20 protein-coding genes and 1 tRNA gene are annotated in these 15,515 nt (G+C 63.9%); 4 read left to right on the top strand and 17 right to left on the bottom strand.

The window, feature by feature from the left end; all coding sequences use genetic code 11:
• Positions 1–37: 37 nt before the first annotated feature.
• Genes AC3LB0_RS00750 through AC3LB0_RS00740 form a run of 3 tightly spaced genes read left to right on the top strand, consistent with a single transcriptional unit; the run spans position 38 to position 1,573 of the window.
• Entirely contained in the window at positions 38–310 is a 273-nt protein-coding gene (locus tag AC3LB0_RS00750) for a glutaredoxin family protein (RefSeq protein ID WP_488649267.1), read from the top strand.
• Entirely contained in the window at positions 297–989 is a 693-nt protein-coding gene (locus AC3LB0_RS00745; RefSeq protein WP_488649266.1) for a cytochrome c biogenesis CcdA family protein, read from the top strand. Before AC3LB0_RS00750 ends, AC3LB0_RS00745 begins: the two co-directional genes overlap by 14 nt.
• Positions 986–1,573: a TlpA family protein disulfide reductase gene (locus tag AC3LB0_RS00740; RefSeq protein WP_488649265.1), complete on the top strand. Its 588-nt coding sequence runs from the start codon at positions 986–988 to the stop codon at positions 1,571–1,573. Before AC3LB0_RS00745 ends, AC3LB0_RS00740 begins: the two co-directional genes overlap by 4 nt.
• Here the strand turns inward: AC3LB0_RS00740 and AC3LB0_RS00735 are convergent.
• From AC3LB0_RS00735 to AC3LB0_RS00705, 7 genes are all read right to left on the bottom strand, one after another.
• On the bottom strand, positions 1,563–2,399 hold the full coding sequence (locus AC3LB0_RS00735) for an MBL fold metallo-hydrolase (protein WP_488649264.1): 837 nt from the start codon (positions 2,397–2,399) through the stop codon (positions 1,563–1,565). The genes AC3LB0_RS00740 and AC3LB0_RS00735 overlap by 11 nt on opposite strands.
• On the bottom strand, positions 2,392–3,006 hold the full coding sequence (dcd, locus tag AC3LB0_RS00730; RefSeq protein WP_488649263.1) for a dCTP deaminase: 615 nt from the start codon (positions 3,004–3,006) through the stop codon (positions 2,392–2,394). The genes AC3LB0_RS00735 and dcd overlap by 8 nt, the downstream gene beginning before the upstream one ends.
• The gene (nrdR, locus tag AC3LB0_RS00725) at positions 3,003–3,506 is read right to left on the bottom strand and encodes a transcriptional regulator NrdR (RefSeq protein WP_488649262.1); all 504 of its coding nucleotides are present in this window, start codon (positions 3,504–3,506) and stop codon (positions 3,003–3,005) included. Before nrdR ends, dcd begins: the two co-directional genes overlap by 4 nt.
• A 105-nt stretch (positions 3,507–3,611) precedes the next feature.
• Positions 3,612–4,094 (bottom strand): MogA/MoaB family molybdenum cofactor biosynthesis protein, encoded by a 483-nt coding sequence (locus tag AC3LB0_RS00720; protein ID WP_488649261.1) that lies wholly within the window; start codon positions 4,092–4,094, stop codon positions 3,612–3,614.
• A gap of 15 nt (positions 4,095–4,109) precedes the next feature.
• A complete protein-coding gene (locus tag AC3LB0_RS00715; protein WP_488649426.1) occupies positions 4,110–5,660 on the bottom strand; it encodes a prenyltransferase in 1,551 nt (516 codons plus the stop codon).
• Positions 5,660–6,289, bottom strand: coding sequence for a lipoprotein intramolecular transacylase Lit (locus AC3LB0_RS00710; RefSeq protein WP_488649260.1), 630 nt, complete (start codon positions 6,287–6,289; stop codon positions 5,660–5,662). The genes AC3LB0_RS00715 and AC3LB0_RS00710 overlap by 1 nt, the downstream gene beginning before the upstream one ends.
• Complete coding sequence (locus AC3LB0_RS00705) at positions 6,286–6,675, bottom strand: DUF4332 domain-containing protein (RefSeq protein WP_488649259.1); 390 nt, start codon at positions 6,673–6,675, stop codon at positions 6,286–6,288. Before AC3LB0_RS00705 ends, AC3LB0_RS00710 begins: the two co-directional genes overlap by 4 nt.
• 180 nt (positions 6,676–6,855) lie before the next feature.
• Between AC3LB0_RS00705 and AC3LB0_RS00700 the strand changes: the two genes are divergently transcribed.
• Entirely contained in the window at positions 6,856–7,593 is a 738-nt protein-coding gene (locus AC3LB0_RS00700; RefSeq protein ID WP_488649258.1) for a bacteriorhodopsin, read from the top strand.
• Between the two features lie 83 nt (positions 7,594–7,676).
• On the opposite strand, the gene AC3LB0_RS00695 is transcribed toward AC3LB0_RS00700, so the two are convergent.
• From AC3LB0_RS00695 to AC3LB0_RS00650, 10 genes are all read right to left on the bottom strand, one after another.
• A tRNA-Pro gene (locus tag AC3LB0_RS00695) sits at positions 7,677–7,750 on the bottom strand.
• 35 nt (positions 7,751–7,785) lie between these two features.
• Positions 7,786–8,802 (bottom strand): NAD(P)H-dependent glycerol-3-phosphate dehydrogenase, encoded by a 1,017-nt coding sequence (locus tag AC3LB0_RS00690; RefSeq protein ID WP_488649257.1) that lies wholly within the window; start codon positions 8,800–8,802, stop codon positions 7,786–7,788.
• On the bottom strand, positions 8,799–10,256 hold the full coding sequence (gene der, locus AC3LB0_RS00685; RefSeq protein ID WP_488649256.1) for a ribosome biogenesis GTPase Der: 1,458 nt from the start codon (positions 10,254–10,256) through the stop codon (positions 8,799–8,801). The genes AC3LB0_RS00690 and der overlap by 4 nt, the downstream gene beginning before the upstream one ends.
• Positions 10,253–11,209 (bottom strand): 4-hydroxy-3-methylbut-2-enyl diphosphate reductase, encoded by a 957-nt coding sequence (ispH, locus tag AC3LB0_RS00680; RefSeq protein ID WP_488649255.1) that lies wholly within the window; start codon positions 11,207–11,209, stop codon positions 10,253–10,255. The genes der and ispH overlap by 4 nt, the downstream gene beginning before the upstream one ends.
• A 25-nt stretch (positions 11,210–11,234) precedes the next feature.
• Positions 11,235–11,885 (bottom strand): lysophospholipid acyltransferase family protein, encoded by a 651-nt coding sequence (locus AC3LB0_RS00675; RefSeq protein ID WP_488649254.1) that lies wholly within the window; start codon positions 11,883–11,885, stop codon positions 11,235–11,237.
• Complete coding sequence (gene cmk / locus AC3LB0_RS00670; protein ID WP_488649253.1) at positions 11,882–12,583, bottom strand: (d)CMP kinase; 702 nt, start codon at positions 12,581–12,583, stop codon at positions 11,882–11,884. Before cmk ends, AC3LB0_RS00675 begins: the two co-directional genes overlap by 4 nt.
• Positions 12,583–13,479 (bottom strand): pseudouridine synthase, encoded by an 897-nt coding sequence (locus tag AC3LB0_RS00665; RefSeq protein ID WP_488649252.1) that lies wholly within the window; start codon positions 13,477–13,479, stop codon positions 12,583–12,585. The genes cmk and AC3LB0_RS00665 overlap by 1 nt, the downstream gene beginning before the upstream one ends.
• On the bottom strand, positions 13,424–14,083 hold the full coding sequence (gene scpB / locus AC3LB0_RS00660; RefSeq protein ID WP_488649251.1) for an SMC-Scp complex subunit ScpB: 660 nt from the start codon (positions 14,081–14,083) through the stop codon (positions 13,424–13,426). Before scpB ends, AC3LB0_RS00665 begins: the two co-directional genes overlap by 56 nt.
• Positions 14,080–14,937: a segregation and condensation protein A gene (locus tag AC3LB0_RS00655; protein WP_488649250.1), complete on the bottom strand. Its 858-nt coding sequence runs from the start codon at positions 14,935–14,937 to the stop codon at positions 14,080–14,082. Before AC3LB0_RS00655 ends, scpB begins: the two co-directional genes overlap by 4 nt.
• A complete protein-coding gene (locus tag AC3LB0_RS00650) occupies positions 14,934–15,491 on the bottom strand; it encodes a hypothetical protein (protein WP_488649249.1) in 558 nt (185 codons plus the stop codon). Before AC3LB0_RS00650 ends, AC3LB0_RS00655 begins: the two co-directional genes overlap by 4 nt.
• Positions 15,492–15,515: the final 24 nt, after the last annotated feature.

Raw genomic sequence — 15,515 nt, 5'->3', positions numbered from 1 at the left:
TGTAGGGTATCTGAACGCGGCGTGGGAGAATACCCGCATGGAGCAGCCCCTGATCACGCTCTACGGTCGCCCAGGGTGCGAACTCTGCGAGAGAACAGAGGCGATCGTGCGCACACTCATCACTGAGGGGGGATCGCGCCTTACGCTCAGCATGGTGAACATCGAGGAGGACCCAGCGGTGCATGCGCGACTTCTTGAACAGATCCCGGCACTTGAGGTTGCGGGGAAGCTTTTACCGCTCGCCGTCAGCCCGATGCAGATCGCCGCATTCGTGCGCAGTGCCGTAGGCCAGGTCGATGGAGAGCGTTAACGCCCTCACCGCACTGCTCGCGGGCGTGCTGAGTTTCCTCTCGCCCTGCGTCCTCCCGATCGTCCCCGCCTATCTCGGTCGACTCGCCGCGCTGGGCACCGGCACATCACGAATGCCTCACGCCCTCCTCTTCACCTGTGGCTTTAGCGCGATCTTCATCGCCCTCGGCATCAGCGCCGGCTACGTTGGCGGCGCCACCGGACGCCTTCTGCCGATCTTGCAGATTCCCGTGGGCGTTGCTGTGACGATCGGTGGCCTGCACCTTGCTGGCATCCTGCGCATCCCACAGCTCGACCGCATGCGTGCACCAACGCCGATTCTGCGCGGCGGCTACCTCGGCAGCCTCCTACTGGGCGCCGCCTTCTCCATCGCCTGGACACCCTGCATCGGTATCGTCCTTGGTGCGACCCTCGGCATCGCAGCCGCTGGGAGCAACGTGGCTGGCGCGGCGCTGCTGCTGGCGCTCTACAGCCTCGGCCTCGCACTCCCCTTCTTGGCCCTCGCAGCCTTAGCTGATCGCAGCCCCGCGACGTTGCAACGACTCATGGGCCGGCTTCGTGGCGGTACGCGCGTCGCCGGCATCGTTGGCGGGCTACTCGTTGCGGGCATTGGCGTACTGATTGCGACTGGCGGACTCACGGTGCTTTCGCGCATTCTCCCAGGGCTCCCCGTCCTGTGATCGGACCATTTTCGCAACGAAGCATCGGCGCTATCGGAGCGGCGGCTGCCCTACTGGCTCTCCTCCTGCTGCTGTCGCGAACGAATATCCCAACGGGAACCTCAACACAGAGTGACCTCTACATCGTGGATCCGAACGCCACGGGGATCGAGATTGGTGCAATTTTCACGATCCCTGCAGGGCAACCTGTTGCTGGTGGAGGTGTCTTTGCAGACGAACAGGCGAGGCTCCCTGCCCCACGCCTGGTGATCGTTGACCTCTTTGCCACCTGGTGCCCGCCCTGCCAGCAGGAGACCCCCGTGCTGCGCTCGCTCGCTGCCACATACCGCGATCGCGGCCTCCAGGTGATCGGCATCTCGGTCGGCGAACTCTCATCAACCGTTGCGGCGTATGGGGAGCGCTATCAGCTCGGCTACCTACTCCTGGTCGACGTCAACAGTGAACTCTTTCGCGCCGCTGGCGCTGGTGGCATCCCAACGAAACTGATTCTTGACGCCGATGGTCGTGTCCTACGCGTGGTTACGGGGCCGCTAACGCGCGAAGCGGCAGCCGCACTGGTCGAGGAGCTGCTGCCTACTCGCTAACGAAACGGAAGCGATCGCGTTCAGCCACGATGCGACCAGCGGGCGCCTGTACCTCATGACTCATGACGACCAGCCACTCGCCCGCCGCCGCCTCGGCGAAGATTGAGGCCTTCGCGTCGACGGAGACCCACGCCTCGTCGTCGTATGCCGTCACCCACCGCGGGTTCGCCTGCCAGGGGCGCATGAAGAGGTCACCGAGAAAGAGGAGGGTGCGCTCGCGACCGCGCACGATGGTGGCCTGGGAGCCTGGGGTGTGACCGCCGAGTCGACGCAGCGTGATCGTTGGGGTGAGATCCAGCGTGCCGTCGAACGAGCGCGGTGCAGTAGCGCCGAAGAGGCGCGTGAGGCCGGGGACGTCATACGCCGCACGGGCACGAAGCGAACCGCTCGCGACGGCTGCGATCTCACGGTCGGGGGCAACGATCTGGGCGTTGGGGAAGGCGGCGGCGCCATGCTGGTCAACGAGTCCACCAGCATGATCTCGATGTAGGTGGCTCGGCACAATGCTGGCGATGCGCTCCACATCGATCCCCGCGCCGGCCAGCGCTTCGCGGGCGGAGCGCGAATCTGTATCTGCGTCGCTGACCTGCGTGCCGGCTGGCACCGCACCAGTCTCTAAAAGCACCGCACCGCTGGCATCACTGATGTGCAAGATGTTGAGTGCCTGCAAGAGGCGGGATCGTGCATCGAGTTCGTCCGCAACCATCGGCGCCCAGGTCTCCTGGGGTACTGGACCAAATATCGCCCCTGCATCGCTCCAGAAGGTTCCGATGCGAAGCAGGTCAACCGTGATCCCCCCGAGATTAATGCTGCGACGTTCAGTCACGAGGCTTGGCGACCCTCGCTCCGTCATGCGCCTGCTGTTCAGCATCAAATCCAACGTGCGCTGCGGACGCCGTTGGCTCCGTTTGGCCCTGATACCGGCTGCGTAGCTCGCTGCTCCCATACGGCCGTTCGACCTCGGAGGACATGCGGTGGAACGAGATCTGGCCAATGCGCATCCCCGGGTAGAGCGCGATTGGCAGACGGGCAACGTTGCCGAGTTCTAGCGTCAGGTTCCCCACCCAGCCTGGATCAACGTAACCAGCGGTGGAGTGGATCAACAGCCCGAGCCGTCCGAGTGATGACTTCCCGTCAAGGCGTCCGAGCAGCGAGTTCCCCAACGAAATCTTCTCGCGAGTTTGACCGAGCACAAACTCTCCAGGGTGCAGCATGAACTGTTCGCCATCAGCAACGCGCTCAATTTCGGTGAGGTCCGGCTGCTCTACGCGCGGATCAATGAAGCCGTACCGATTATTGCGAAAGACGCGGAACGTGCCGTCGAGGTGGAGGTCGACCGAGGCCGGCTGCACATCCACTGCGTCAAACGGTGTAATCGCGATCTCGCCCGCTGCGAGCGCGGTCAGAATGTCGCGGTCAGAGAGAACGCTCATGCCTCGGCCTCTACGGCGCGAACTCGACGCTTCCCCTTCCCTGCGCCTTTCTCGGTGAGCAGCTCGTCTACTTCCCGCTTGAGCGTTTCGAGGTCTTCAAACGACTGGTAGACGCTCGCAAAGCGGATGTAGGCGATCTGGTCGATCTCGCGAAGCGCCGCCATCGTCAACGCACCAATGCGGGCAGAGGAGAGCTCTGTTGCGCCGCTGGCTCGAATCTGTGCTTCGATCGCCTCAACTGCGCGCTCGGGGGCATCGACTGGCACCGGGCGACGGGTGAGCGCGCGGCGCAGCCCTTCCAGGAGCTTCTGAGAGTCGTACTCCTGACGATCGCCCGAACGCTTGATGACGTAGAGCTTGGCAAGTTCGGCGCGCTCGTAGGTGGTGACGCGTGTGCCACAGATGCGACAGGCGCGACGGCGACGAATGACCGAGCCGTCATCAAGGTCGCGCGAATCAACGACGCGCGTATCCGGCTCCTTACATGATGGGCAACGCACCCTCGCTCCTCCTCACCTTCGCGCAGCTATGCGCGGAACCACCGCAGGTTGCGGTCTCGGGGAGAGTCTACACACGATCTTGTGTGCGAAGCCGAATGGCGGGGGCTAGGAGCGGTCGCGCTCTCCGATCGCGTCACTGGCGTGCTCAAGCACGGGGAGCAGGATGGCCAGCCCGTCGCGCACCGCACCACTCCCGCCGGGGAGGTTCACGATCAGCGTTCCCTTCGCCACGCCGGCAAGGCCGCGGGAGAGGATCGCAGCAGGCGTCTGGGAGCGCCCCAGCATGCGAATCGCATCAGGGATCCCTGGAATCACCCGCTCCAGAAGCGGCGCGGTTGCGTCTGGGGTTACATCACGCGAGCTCAGCCCCGTTCCGCCAGCGGTCAAGATCACGTCGACGGTGCCGATGTGCTGCTCAAGAACTGCGCGGATGGCATCAAGCTCGTCGGGGGCCTGTGCCCGCTGCACCTCCCAGCCGTGAGCGACAAGGGCTGCGGCGGCAAGCGTACCCGCCTTATCTTCTCGTTCGCCGGCATGAATCGAGTCGCTGACGGTGAGCACCAGTATTGATCGCGGCGTATCACTCATCTGCGCATACTACTGCTACGCGGCGCCAACGAGGCTGCGGATGATCAGCATAGCGGCTCCGGCACCGAGGAAGAGGTTCAGCAACATGAATCGGCGCCATGCGGAGCGCGCCGCCTGATGCGTTGGGCGGCCGGCGATCAGCGGCAGAAGCGAGAGGATGCTCGCCAGCGGCAAGAGCGCCGCAATGCGCTGAAGCGGTTCGCCTTGAGCGAGCAGGAGGAGCCCCGCCACGGCGTAGAGCGAGATGGCGAACCACCCCCCGCCACGAACGCCAAGAAGAGTTCCGACCGTCGCAATCCGACTCCGTCGATCCGCATCAACATCCTGCAACGCTCCCACTACATGGCTCCCCATGTTCCAGAAGAAGAAGGCCGCCAGCGGCGCAACCCAGGACTGATCAAACGCACCGCCGAGTGCGAGACCGGCAACTGCAGGGATCACGAAGTGCGTAGCAGAGATCGCCGCATCCAAGATCGGGACAGCACGAGCGCGGACGAACCATGGCGCGCTGTACGCCGTCGCGAAGGCGATGCCGATCAGGCACATGATTGGAACGGTGGTGGTGCCCGTTAGCAGGAAGAGCGCAGCTGTGCCTGACGCAAAGAGGAGGAGGCGTCGCAGCGTTGGCAGATCGCCGTTCTGCAGCAGCGCACCCTCGGCACCACCCTTGCGCGGGTTCTTTCGATCGGTAGCCAAATCGTAGAGATCGTTGATGCCATAGAGATAGAGGTTGTAGGCGACGCCCCACCAGAGGACGAGCGGCAAGAACCATGCCCCGACCGCCTCCCCCGCCCCAGCGGCGAGCGCGCCACCGGCGAACGGTAGCGCGGTGTTGATCCACGAAACTGGGCGCGAAGCTAAGAGCAGCCGCCACCAGCGATCCTTCGTTGCGCGAGCTGATGCCGTCAGTTGCGCAGCGAACAGGGCAAACGCTGCTGCGTAGAGCAGATCTTCGATGGGTGCAAACCCGAGCATCACCCCCGAACGCGGCCCGCTTGGATAATCAAACAAACCTGCGGCGCACATAGCGTTGTCAAAGATCAGCGTCAGCCCGAGGAATATGGCGACGCTCCAACGACTCGCCTGGCTGCGGGCAAGAAGTGGCGCAGCAAGGAGCAGCGCCCCAGCCGCGAGTCCTGCAGTTGCCGCCGTGTATTCGCCACCAATATCCGCGAGGAGCGCTCCCCCTGATACGAAGAGCCCAAACAGGATTGCCGCGCCGATCCGACTTGCTGAAAGCTTCGCCTCCCGCCCTCCTCCGCGAGGCTCGCCGATGCTCATGAGCACCACGACGAGGGCGGCGAGCGCAGCGAGAAGTGGGGCCTCTTCGATCGGCAGCCCTGCATCAAGCGCACCACGACCGGGGAGCATCAGCAGTGTTGCGGAGAGTGGCGTGACAAACCAGCCGCGCCAAATGCCGACGGCATCAACGAGCAGGAAGGCCACCGTGGTGATGGCTGCCACTGGCAGGAGCACCTGGCGCGTCACTGGGAGGGCGAATCGCTTGACGAGGCCGTGCACCCCGATGGCTGAGAGTGCGATAAGGGCGAGGTAGGCGGCGCCCATCACCGTGTGCGCGCCGTGATCCGATACGAGATGAGCGAGATCGCCGCGAGAGCGAGGCAGAAGAGGAGCGCCGCCAAAATCCAGAAGGACTCTGGGTAGAGCTGCACCAGTCGGTCCGTCGCGGGATTGAAGGTCCATGTTCCCGCGGCAAAGAAGAGTCCGTGGAAGAGGGAGAACGTTGCATCAAAGGCGAGCGTGAAGGCGGCGGCGGCAACGAGGGCACCGCCGACAATGAGCGCCGCGCCGTCGCGAATCGCCACCCGTAGCCAGGCACGGCGGCGAAGGCGAGCGAGAGTCAAAACGAGCAGCCCACCGAGCCCAGCAACGAGCACTGCCCGAAGGAGGCCTCCGACATCAACCAGGTGCGAGCGCTCCCCGGCGGAGAGGAGGGGGTCATCGCCAAGCGGGACGTCTAAGGCGCCGTCGGTGAGCAGATCCCCGACCAGAGCGTCTGAGAGCGCGTCGGCCACGGCTGGCTCCACCCCGAGCACCGCTGGGGCGTCGCTCACCCGCAACAAGAGGTGCACGACGGGGGGCGTGAGGAAGATCGCCGTCGTCGCGGCAATCGTCAGGGCTGCAGCGGCGAGGGCAAGGAGCGCCCGCCGCAAGAGGCGGCGGAGGGGCTTCACGCGTCGGCGAGGACCTGCCCCTGCTCCCACCACGAGCGGAGGGAGAGCGGGTCAGGGAGTGGCAGGCCATACGTCTCTGCTGTCGTCATCACGACAGCCTGGAACTGTTCCCACGGGGCTGCGGCAAGGGTTTCGACGCCGCCATAGCCCGCCTGGGCCAGGAGTTCGTGCTCAGCCGGCCCAAAGAAGGCGAGATTGAGCAGGAGCGCCTCATCGCGCCACTCGGCTACGTCGGCGGTCGAGGCGTCGGTCTGGTCTGCCAGGGTTTGGCGGCGGGTGGGGGTCTCCGTGCGCTCCAAAAGCAGCCCCGTGGTGAAGATCCCCTGCGCCTCGAGGCGCGCCAGATGGACCGGCTCGATGCGCGTGAGCTCTGAAATTGCTGGCATGGCTCCCCCTTTCGCTCCCCCGCAGCCTAGCGCCTCCTACGAGCCTGTGGAGAGTCGCATTTGTTACAGAAAAGTGTAACAGTTGCGATATATTGAGATATCACAACATGCCGCCAAAAATTTGCGATACTTATCCACAGCGATCCGAAGAGGTCGCAAAACAATAGTGGAGGTCCATTGATGAGTCCGCAGGACGCATATCAATTGGTAGCAAACTTTATGTCCCTCGCCATTGCGGCGATGGGCGCAAGCTTCTTCTTCTTCGTATCCGTTCGCGGATCGTTGAAGGAAGGAAACCGGATGGCAGTCACGATCGGCGCAACCATTGTGCTGATCGCGCTCTACCACTACGTGCGCCTCTATGACAGCTGGGTAGCACAGGCGGCAGGATCTGCCTTCAACGAGTCATACCGTTACGTTGACTGGCTCCTCACCGTGCCACTCCTCGTTGCAGAGCTCATCATCGTATTGCGTCTCGACAAGAACGTTGAGAGCAAGCTCATTACTCGCAACGTCGTCTACGCGTTCTTGATGATCGCGACAGGCTACATCGGCGAAATGGACAAGCAGACCACCGTAGTCCTGACCTCAGACCGCACCATTTGGGGCGCAATTAGCACGGTCTTCTTTGTCCTGATCTTGCGAGATCTCTTCGGCGCACTGGCGGTGTCGGTCAAGAAGCAGACCAAGGAGATTCAGGGAATCTTCAAGATCCTGCGCGTTGTCTTGATCGCCACGTGGGGCGTCTACCCAATCGCGTATCTGATCCCAACGATCGCAACCAGCATCGGCCTGACCGTTGGTGACGGAGTTGTGATCAAGGAGATTGGTTACACGATTGCCGACATCCTGGCCAAGCCGGGCTACGGTCTCCTCATTTGGAAGATCGCAACCCTGAAGAACGGTTCTTCGAAGTAATCCCCTTCCGGCGGGCATCCGCCGGGTTCGGATACAGGAAAAGGCCCGGGGGAAACCCCGGGCCTTTTCTATTGCAAATGTAGTCGGGGCAACTGGATTCGACCCAACGACCTCTTGCACCCCATGCAAGCGCGCTGCCAAGATGCGCCACTCCCCGAGCGAGCCCAAACTTTTGGCAGTCTATCAGGAAGCCTAGCGCCACTCCCCCGCTGGTGAGCGACCGAGCAGCGCGCGTGCAATCACCTCTATGGTCGTCCCTCCGCTGATCGCCGCAACAACCGCTGCCGTAATCGGCATCTCTAACTTGTGCGCAGCTGCAAGTTGCAGGGCACCGTGCGCAGTGCCGATCCCCTCCACCGTTGCGCCAATCTTGTCGACCGCAGCCTGCACGCTCATGCCGCTCGCGAGGAGCGCGCCGAGCTTTGCATTGCGCGAACCGGTGTTTGATGAGGTGACAACTAGGTCACCAACGCCAGCGAGTCCGCAGGCGGTCTCTGTGCGACCGCCGCACGCTTCAGCCAGGCGTGCCATCTCAGCAACGCCCCGCGAAAGGAGCGCCGCTGCGGCGTTCTCGCCATACCCCAGCGCACGGACAGCACTCACAGCGATGGCGATAACGTTCTTGAGTGCCCCACTGATCTCAACACCAATCACGTCGTCCGTAAGGTAGAGACGCAGCGTCGGTCGAAACAGCCGTGTGCGCAGCGACTCCACAAGATGGGTTGGCCCAGCGAGTACGGCCGCAGCAGGCCTCCCAAAAGCGATCTCGCTGGCGAGGTTGGGGCCAGACAAGACGGCGAGGCGCTCCGAGTCCGCACCTGCCGCGATCAGCAGTTCTGAGGGGCGAGCACCGTTCAGTGACAGTCCTTTCGAAGCGATCACCGTTGGTGCGTTTCCGGCAGCCCCCACAATTCGCTTGCTTGTCTCTAGATCGAGCTCCGTGGAAGGGATGGTGACCACGAAGGTGTCTTCGGCACTCAACGTGGCAAGCAGATCGGTGGTGCTGAAGATGTTGATCGAGGCTGGCAACGCAACACCGGGGAGGCGTCGTGCGTTGACGCGTGCGCTGCGCAGGAGCGCCGCTTCGTCAGTGGTTCGTGCGAGTAGTTCAATGGCGGGGACTGGCCGACCCTCACCCTGCTCCTGGCTCCAGAGGAGCGCAAGTGCGGTCCCCCATGCTCCAGCGCCGAGAATGCGGATGGTGCTCATTCGCGTGAGGCTGGCTTCGCCTTTGCAGGTGCACGCTTGGTTGAGCGCGAGGAGCGACCACGCTCTCGCCCCTCTTCGGCCTCCCGCTCACGGACGACGATACGAATAGGCGTCCCCATGAGGGGGTACTTCTCGCGGATCTGATTCTCCAGGAAGCGCTGCCAGGTGAAGTGCACCTGAGCGGCATTTCGTGCGAAGACCACGAATGTTGGGGGTGGTGTCGAGGCCTGGGCTGCGTAGAGAATCTTCGGTCGCTTGCTGCCGCTATGGGCCGGCTCCTGGCGGGCCACCGCCTCAGCGATCAGGCGGTTCAGCACCCCGGTCGGGATGCGCAAATTCCGCGCGTCGGCGGCGGCAACCGCAGCGTCCAGCACCTTCGTCGCTCGCAACCCAGTCACCGCTGAGATGGAGACGAGCGGAGCAAAATCGAGGAATGGTGCCTGGCGACGAAGCTTCCCCTCGATCTCGTCGAAGGTGAAGCCGTCCTTCTCAATCAAGTCCCACTTGTTCAACACCAGCACGAGACCCTTCCCGGCGTCGATCACTGAGCCTGCAATGTGTAGATCTTGCGCCTGGAGGCCGGTCGAGGCGTCGATGAGGAGCAGCGCGACGTCGGCGCGGTCGAGCGCGCGCACAGAGCGCACGGTTGCCCACTTGTCTGCCGAAGGCCCAGAGGCGACCTTGCCACGCTTTCGAATGCCCGCAGTGTCAACGAGGGTGACCTGACGCCCTGCGTGCAGCAGCGTCTCATCAATGGCGTCGCGAGTGGTGCCGGCGACCTCGCTCACTACCGTGCGTTCACTACCGATAAGTTTGTTGAGGAGGCTCGACTTGCCGACGTTCGGCCGTCCCACGATCGCGACAGTCACATCGCCCTCGATATAGGGGGTTCCCGCATCTTCTGGGAGCGCTTCAAGTCGCTCAACGATCACGTCAAGCAGATCACCCGAACCGATCCCATGCTGCGCGCTGACCGTATGAAGGCGGTCGAACCCGAGGATTGAGAACTCCTGGGCGGCGCGATCGCGCTCAATGTTGTCCGCCTTGTTCGCTACAAGGATGATCGGCTTGCCACTGCGGCGTAGCAGCTGCGCCACTTCGGCGTCGCCAGGATTCGGGCCAGTCGCTGCATCCACGAGCAGCAGAATCAGGTCGGCAGCGGCCACGGCGATGCGCGCCTGGTCTTGCACCCCAATCTCAATCGGATCACCAACGGCGGGCTGCATACCGCCCGTATCCACCACACGAAAGCGCATCCCATTCCATTCGACGATGCCGATGAGTCGATCGCGGGTGGTACCGGCGCGATCCTCAACGACCGCACGGCGCTCACCAACAAAGCGATTGAAGAGGGTGCTCTTCCCTACGTTCGGGCGACCAACCAGTGCGACAAGTGGCAGACGACGCGGCAAAGACTCAACCTCGACCTCTGGCTCGAGCTCATCCTCATTCATCCTGGTGCGCCGCTCGAAATAGAGGTGGTGCGGTATTGCGGCGTCGCGGCAGCCTCCAGGGCTGCGCGGGCGATGGATGCCGCATTTGTGCGGACGTGATCGGTGCCCCCGAGTTCGGCAATCTTGAGTGCGACTCGCTCAAGATCCTCAATCGGGGTGCTGGTGCCGCCGGTGATGCCAACGGTGTGGATGTTTGCAAACAGGTCAGGGTCAGTGAGTCCCTGCGCAGACTCGATTTGAACGGCGTGCGTGCCACTGATCTCACAAAGGCGCGTGAGCTCCTTCGTGTTGGCGCTCCGTGTGCCGCCGACGACGATCATCAGCTGCACCTCGCGCGCGATCGCAATGGTGTCCTCCTGGCGGCGAATCGTGACGGGGCAGACCGTGTTGATCACCTTGAGTTCATGGCATCGTGAGACTAGGAATGCTGCCAGGCGCTCAAACTTCCATGGTGGCTGGGTGGATTGGGTGATCAGGGCCATGCGCTTCCGACGCGGAATGGAGGCCCAGTCCTCCTCTTCGTCGACCAGAATGGCGTTTGGTGCAAACCCGAGGAGGCCGACAACCTCTGGGTGATTCGGCGTGCCAAGGAGAACGATGTCGTACCCCTCTTCAACGAGTCGAGCGAGTTCGCGGTGCTCTTGCGTCACCCAGGTGCAGGTGCCGTCAATCACCTCAAGCCCGCGCTCTGCCGCACGCCCGAGTACCTCGGGGGTTACCCCATGTGCGCGAATGACAACGGCGGTGCCCGAAGCGACCTCATCAAGGTGGTCAACGTTCTTTATGCCGCGGGCACGCAGGTCGGCAATCAGCCCCTCGTTGTGAACGACATGCCCGAGGGTATGGGTATCTTTTCCGGAGGCGCTGGCGATCTTGGCTTTATCTATGGCCTCACGGACGCCATAGCAGACGCCGGTGCGCTTCGCGATAACAATGTTCTCAACACTTCCCACCTGGGCATTATCGCGCACCCCGCCCCTAGGGCCGATTCGCCTGAGGAAGGAGGGCTGCGACGGCACCGTGGATGGCGCCACTCACCGCGGCGAGCTCGGGCCGTGACCCTTCCGCGCGAGGAATCTCCACAGGCTCCCCAATGGTCAGGGTGACGCGGGGGACGCGACGCGGGATCAGGGAGCCCTTCCGCCAGAGGCCGTCTGTGCCCGTGACCGCAACTGGCAGTACGGGGACGCCGCTCCGTAGTGCGAGGAGCGCCGCCCCATCACGAAACGGGCGCAGGATGCCGTCGGGCGAGCGTGTCCCCTCTGGATAGATGCCGAGGATCCGCCCTTCGCTGAGGATGCGTTCGGCCAACCGGAACGCCTCGAGGTCGGCGGCGCCGCGTCGAACCCCAAAGACACCGTTCACCCGCAGGAACCAGCCGACCAGCGGCCAGCGCATCGCCTCCGCCTTCCCCATCCAGGTCATCGGGCGACCGATCGCGGGGGTGAGCCAGCAGGCGAGTAGGACTGGATCAACCCACGAGATGTGATTTGAGGCGAGCAACACCGCCCCTGTCGCGGGGATTCGCTCGAGGCCGCTCACCACAATCTCGCCAGCCAGACGCTGAATCGCCCACCGGCCAAATCGTTCCGATAGGCGCATGCCGAGCGGGATGCGCTCACTCGTCATCGCGCGACCTTGCGTGCCTCAGCCACGACCCGCTGCACCACATCGGCGAGCGCCATCTGATCGGTGTGAATGGTGATGGCATCAGCCGCCGCAACCAGTGGGGCGACGGGGCGAGCCCGATCCTCGGCGTCGCGCGCAATCAGGCTGGTGAGGATCGCCTGGTGCTCCGACGAGCCAACCGCAAAGCTGCGCTGCAGGGCACGCCGCCTTGCCCGTTCCTCCGCGGTCGCATCGAGGAAAATCTTGCACTCTGCGTCGGGGAGCACCACCGTGCCGATGTCACGGCCAACAAGGACTGACCCGCCACGACTCGCAACGTTTCGCTGCACCGCACGAAGGGCATCTCGCACGCTCGCGATTGATGCGACCGCCGGAACGTAGAGCTCAACGTCTGCCGCTTCAAGCTGAGAATCTGCAAGGGTCACGCCGTGAACCACCATGGTGAAACTCAACCCGCTCCCCTGTACGTCGGTGGTGCGGGCTAACTCTGTGAGGTCGCGTCGCACCTGCTCGTAGGCGGCGCCATCCACATCAGCCGCCGTAACGGGAGCCGTCAACCAACCGAGATCAATGGCGCGTCGGGTAATTGCACGATAGAGCAGGCCCGTGTCAAGAAATCCAATGCCGAGCTCCTCCGCTACGAGCCGACCGACACTGCTCTTCCCACTCGAGGCTGGGCCGTCAATAGCGATGCGCACTATCTGCTCGTGGGTGCGACCGGTCGCGCCTTGCTCTTTGGCGCTGCGACGAGCGCGCGCGTGAGCTCCTGTCGTTCAGATGCGGTGATTAGGCGCAGTTCGCCGGGAGTCAGCCCGCCGAGGCGTACCGGCCCGTATCCGACACGGATCAGGCGCAGGACGGGGTGACTGATCGCGCCATACAGACGGCGAACCTCATGGTGTCGCCCCTCCCCAATCGAGATGAAGCTCCACTGGCCCGGGTCCATGTCACCACCGCGCACATCTTCTGGAAGATCGTCATCACGGTGAACGCCACGCGCCTCGATCGCATGCGCCCAGCCATCGGTGAGTCGGATGCCTGCGCGCAGCCGTTGAAACTCGGCCTCCGCAACCATCGCCTTGGTTGCCGCGGCATAAGCTCGACGCAGGCCGGCACGAGGGTGCGCGAGTGGCGAGACGACGCGACGCTCCTCTGTGAGCAGCAGCAGCCCTTCGCTCTCTCGATCGAGTCGCCCGATTGAGAGCATGCGCGCGGCGCGCTCGGCGCCAAGCGCAGGCGTTAACGCTTGTGGCAGGGTCACTGTGGCGTACAGGTCGGCGTGCGTGGTGGTGACGCCCACCGGTTTATACCAGGCGAACACCTCTGCGCCACCCAACTCGTCCCCACTCTCCACCGAGGGGCGCGGCTTCGCTACGAGGACCTTGCCATCGAGCTCAAGGGGGGCAAGGGCGTCCAGTCGCTCCCCCAGCGCCACGGCGCGCCCCGCCGTAGTGACGCGATTTCCGGCGATGGCCGTGTCGGCACCGCGACGAGAGAGGCCAGAGCGTTCGGCAACAAGGACGTTGACCCGAATCAGATCAGTCAGTTGCGGCGTCCTCTTGCGCAGGGGTGCTCGGTGCTCCGGTATCGACATCAGCTTCGTCGCCACGCGCTGTTGAAGAGTCGAGGGCCTCACTGCGCAGATCAAGGTGACGAAGTGCCTCGGCATCGCCCTCAAGCGCCGGAAGATCGGCCAGCGAGCCGAGACCGAATCGGCGGAGGAACTCAAGCGTCGTTGCGTAGCGAATCGGACGCCCGGCAGTCTCCAAGCGCCCGGCCTCTTCGATGAGCCCTCGCTCAAGGAGCACGCGAAGGGCGTAGTCTGCATCGACGCCACGAATCTCTTCGATGCCGCCCTTGGTGACCGGCTGGCGATAGGCGATGACGGCGAGCGTCTCTAGCGGGGCGGCCGTGAGGTCAGAGCCTCCGGTGCCGACCCAGGCGAGCACCGCTCGCGCCTGATCTGCGCCACTAGCCAGCTGCAGCTCGTCGCCATGGGTGATCAGGGTGATACCGCGCTGCGCAAGGTTCGTGGTGAGCGCCGTTACGAGACGATCGAGATCGCTCTTCGACGCCTCAAGGAGCTTCGCAGCCTCTCGCCGGGTGATAGGACGATCAACGACGAAGAGGAGTGCCTCAAGATCTTCGACCGTGGCCACCCAAGGCGCTGCGGCAACGCTCTCTCGTTCATCGCTCATTCGCTCACCCCCTGCAGAATTGTGATTGGTCCCCACAGCGCATCCTGACGCACCTCGACTTCTCGCCGCTTGGCGAGTTCTAGGAGGGCTAAGAATGTCACGGCGATGAGCGATCGGTCCTGCCGGTCGCCGAGAAGGGTCTCAAGATCCACCCCCACCTCGCCGCTCAGCCGGACCGCCTCACGGATGGCCGACAGGCGTTCGCCAATGGAGATCTTTATTCCGACAGGAACTGTGGAGAGGGCGGCGAGCGGCTTGCGTCGCAGGGCGATGCGCACCATCGCGCGTAGGAGCCGCTTCGGGTCTGACTTCGTTGGCACGATTGGCTCTACTGGCGCCGCCTTCGGGCCAGACAGCTGGCGCGTTGGGGGCTCGCGGTACCAGAGCGGCTGCGTCAGACGATCACCCAAGACCCGCGCCGCATCACGGAAGACCCGGTAACGCAACAACCGAATGCGTAGCGTATCGGCCTCATCCTCAACGTCGAGATCATTCACCAGATCTGGAGCGGCAGCGATCGGACGTGGCAAGAGTGCGCGGCTCTTAAGCACAATGAGCTGCGCCGCCACCGAGACGAACGACGAGAGTGTCTCTAGTCGATCATCAGGGATCTCCGCGAAGTAGCGCAGGAACTCATCAGCAAACCCCGCGAGCGGAACACGACGCACATCCAACTCATCGCGCTCAATCAGGGCGAGCAGTAGACCGTACGGACCGCTGAACTCCCCGAGCGCCACGTATGAGCGCGTTCGTCCGAAGAGCCCGCCCTGCTCCCTGCGGAAGATAACCCCCTCAATGTCGGGGACCGATGGGTCAGGGAGCTCGAAGCCCTCTGCGATGCCGCGACCACTCATCGCGTCACACCGCTATCAAGATCAAGGAGCAGACGAACGCGTGCATCAATTCCAGCGGCCCGCCCTCGATGAGCAGAGCTTGACTCCTGGCGCGCCAGCTCTCGCAAGATCGCGATGGTGCCCCTCGAAGCGCCGAGCTTGGCTGCGTGCGTAGGTGCGACCGATGCGTGGAGGCGCAACGTCTGTCGCGCGCGTGCGAAGGGGCCGCGTGCCCGCCCTGTTACCGGTGAGCCCTCAAGCACATGGATCACACGGGGCAGAAGTCCTACCGCTCCCTTCGGAAGGTCGTGAAGGAGCGCTGCGAGCTGGTCATCGCCTTTCGCGCCGAGGCGCCGAAGGCTGGCTGCGGTACGGGTTGCAGAGGCCTGGTCGGCTGGGTGCGCAGCGGCGAAGGCGCGGCGCGCTCGCGGTGTCGCTCGTAGGGCTCGGAGGTGCGCCTCGCCCTCTGCGCCGACCGGCTTGACGAGGCCGAGGCGGGCCACCTGCTGACGGCCGACCGCCTGAAGGTGCGAAAGCACCTGCTGGAGTCGGTGGGCACTAGTCACAGCGTTCACCCCTGAATCCTACCGCCTCGCGGG

It is taken from the genome of Candidatus Limnocylindrus sp., from assembly GCF_040397235.1.
In the GTDB taxonomy this organism is placed as follows: domain Bacteria; phylum Chloroflexota; class Limnocylindria; order Limnocylindrales; family Limnocylindraceae; genus Limnocylindrus.
This window is presented reverse-complemented; position numbering and strand designations above follow the sequence as displayed.